This window comes from Nonomuraea sp. NPDC003804 (genome assembly GCF_040610675.1).
In the GTDB taxonomy this organism is placed as follows: domain Bacteria; phylum Actinomycetota; class Actinomycetes; order Streptosporangiales; family Streptosporangiaceae; genus Nonomuraea.
The window spans coordinates 1-2,551 of record NZ_JBEXMT010000077.1 but is presented as its reverse complement, the minus strand read 5'-3'; the positions used below and the strand labels follow the sequence as shown (position 1 = coordinate 2,551).

The following is a 2,551-nucleotide window of genomic DNA, read 5'->3' as shown; positions in this document are numbered from 1 at the left end:
GAGCAGCACGTAATGCCCGGTGTGGTCCTCGGGCTGCGCGATGAATCCGAGCGCCATGCTGTCCGCGACCGTATCCGCGAAACCGGGTATATCGGAGAGTCGATCGTTTTCGCGCCCGAGGGACTGCGGCCCCTTCAATGGCGTGACGGTGCCGCCTGGGGCGACCCCGTTCACGCGAACGTCGGGTGCAAGTTCGTAGGCGAGTTGCCGGATCAAACCCACGCACGCGTGCTTGGAGGCCACATACACCGGACCACCACCGCCTGCGTAGAAGCTCGCGTTCGATAGCGTGAAAATCATGCTCCCGCGGCGCTCTCGCAGCGCCGGTGCCGCAGCATGCGCGGCCAACATATAACCGAGCACGTTCACGCCAAAGACTTCTTCGTAAGTCGCTTTCAGCGTGGGCCCGTCGAACTTTCGCAAGGATGCGAAGTGGTCCCACACCCCCGCGTTGCCGACCAACGTGTCGAGCTTGCCGAACTTGCGTACGGTCGCATCGACGGCCTCTGCGTTTGCCTCGGGAGACCGTACGTCGCCGACAGTGACCACGATCTGTTCGCCGAACGTTTCATACAGGGAATCAGCCTGTGCGGCATTGCGAATCAGCACACCGACGCCGCGTGCACCCTCCTCGAGAAAGCGCCGCAGCACGGCGAGTCCGATTCCCGAATTAGCGCCCGTAATGAGCGCGACATCATCGTTGAGCCAGCCCATGATCAGAAGAAGGTGTTGAGGTTTTTCGACATCAGCAGCGACTGCGTGATGACTATCTTTCGGCGTGCGACTCGCAGGCCGTCCTCGGTTTCGCGCAAAATGTCCTCGCGACGGCCAAGCAACAGGTCGTTATCTGCCTCGCCCCGGCTGCGATAATTCACGAATACCGAATGCGCCAGGTACTCGCCTTCGACTTCCGTCCGGCACGCCTCGACATTGCTGATGACGTGTACGTGCCGCGTCGGCGGATCTTCTGCCCAAGCCGACGGTTGCATGAAACGGGCAACCCTGCGCTGCAGGTCCAGATAAGTGTCGTCAAAGTACGCACCTCGCCCAGGCCCGTACGCGCCGATTCGGTCCGCCCGACGACGGTTTTCAATCGCCGGCATCCAGTAATGGATGTCGGGCGTCATCAGCGCGAGCCACGCCTCCCACGCCTCGCTATCGAGCAACCGAGCCTCTCGAAACAAAAACTGCTCGATTCGATTTGCGGTATCGCGGTCGACATGTTGCTCCGCCGCAGGAGCGAATTCGCCTTTCACATTCACGTTCATGCGCTCACCTTCCTGTCGTCGTAGTTGAACGCACTTTCCCGCAGCGCAGCCTTGTCGCGCTTCGGCACGTCTTTCCACGAACGAGCACTCAGCAGGTCGGCCCACCGCTGATAGAACGCGCGATGATTCGCCTCGTTCACCTGGTTTCGGTAGACGTTCCCGGGCAGATCGGTATCGGTCAGCCGCGTGCCAAGACCGAGACCCATGTACAGCTCCTGCTGGCGAGTCACGAACCCCGCGTTGGTGCGAGTCGAGAATTCGAAGTTCTCGCCGTCGTCCATCTCGAAGACACCGGAAGGCGAGAACGTCATCATCGTGCCCTTGAGCCATCGATCCTTGATGTCCTGCGGGGCGCTACGGTTCACGATCGTCCACGTGTGAAGTTCGATCTTTCCCGGCCCGCGCGGATGCCATACGCGGAACGTGTTCTGTCCCGGCAGGAACGAGAGATTCGGGAACACGCTCACGGACGAAATCGAACCGATCATCTTCGAGCGGAATTCGCCCAGCCGCTCTGCGACAGCGGGCTGGATGCCGTAGAGATACTTGCGGATTTCCTTGTCGCCCAGCGTCGCGGCATTGCCGACCACGTCGAGATTGAATTCCCAACCGTGTCCGTTGTAGTTCACATGATAGGAATCCGGATCGCGGTATACCTCGGCAACAGGGCCGCCGAGCATTGCGCGCGCCGCCGAATCGTGCGTCCAGAGCGCGTGATAGATGTCGCCGATGAAGTTTTCGACGGGCACCTTCCAGTTGCAGTTGATGACGGATTTCACGCAACTGCCGACGAACTCCGTGCCCTGCCCGTCCATGTCCAGCATCACGTCCAGATAGAAGCGGAAGTCGCCGAGCCATTCGTCGAGGGGCGGCGCATCCGGATCCATGTTGCCGAACACGAGCCCCTTGTAAGACGCCACCTGCGCGACTGGATGGAGACCGTGCTCGCCCGCCTTCATGCCGCTCGCGTCGAACAGTTCCTGGCCCGCCATGCCGCGCAGCGCGCCATCGATGCCGAAACTCCAGCCGTGATAGTTGCAGACGAAGCTGCGCGTATTGCCGGCGTCGGTAAAGTTGAGCTTGTTGCCGCGATGCGGGCACGTATTCAGGAACGCCTTGACCGAGCCATCCTTCTGGCGCACGACAATGACGTTATCCTCGGCCATGTACGTGGTCAGATAGTCGCCCGCCTTCGGCAATTGCGATTCGTGGGCGAGAAACAGCCAGCTACGAGCAAAGATTTTCTCGAGTTCCTGCTCGTAGATTTGATGGTCCCAGTAGAC

3 protein-coding genes are annotated in these 2,551 nt (G+C 60.6%); all 3 read right to left on the bottom strand.

Annotated elements, in window-relative coordinates; translation table 11 throughout:
- The coding region (gene hcaB / locus ABZX22_RS44800; protein WP_354923383.1) for a 3-(cis-5,6-dihydroxycyclohexa-1,3-dien-1-yl)propanoate dehydrogenase at nt 1–714 on the bottom strand (714 nt) is incomplete at its 3' end.
- 2 nt (nt 715–716) lie between these two features.
- Entirely contained in the window at nt 717–1,268 is a 552-nt protein-coding gene (locus ABZX22_RS44795) for a 3-phenylpropionate/cinnamic acid dioxygenase subunit beta (RefSeq protein WP_124825586.1), read from the bottom strand.
- A partial coding sequence (locus tag ABZX22_RS44790) for an SRPBCC family protein (protein WP_354923380.1) occupies nt 1,265–2,551 on the bottom strand: 1,287 nt, incomplete at its 5' end. The genes ABZX22_RS44795 and ABZX22_RS44790, both read right to left, overlap by 4 nt.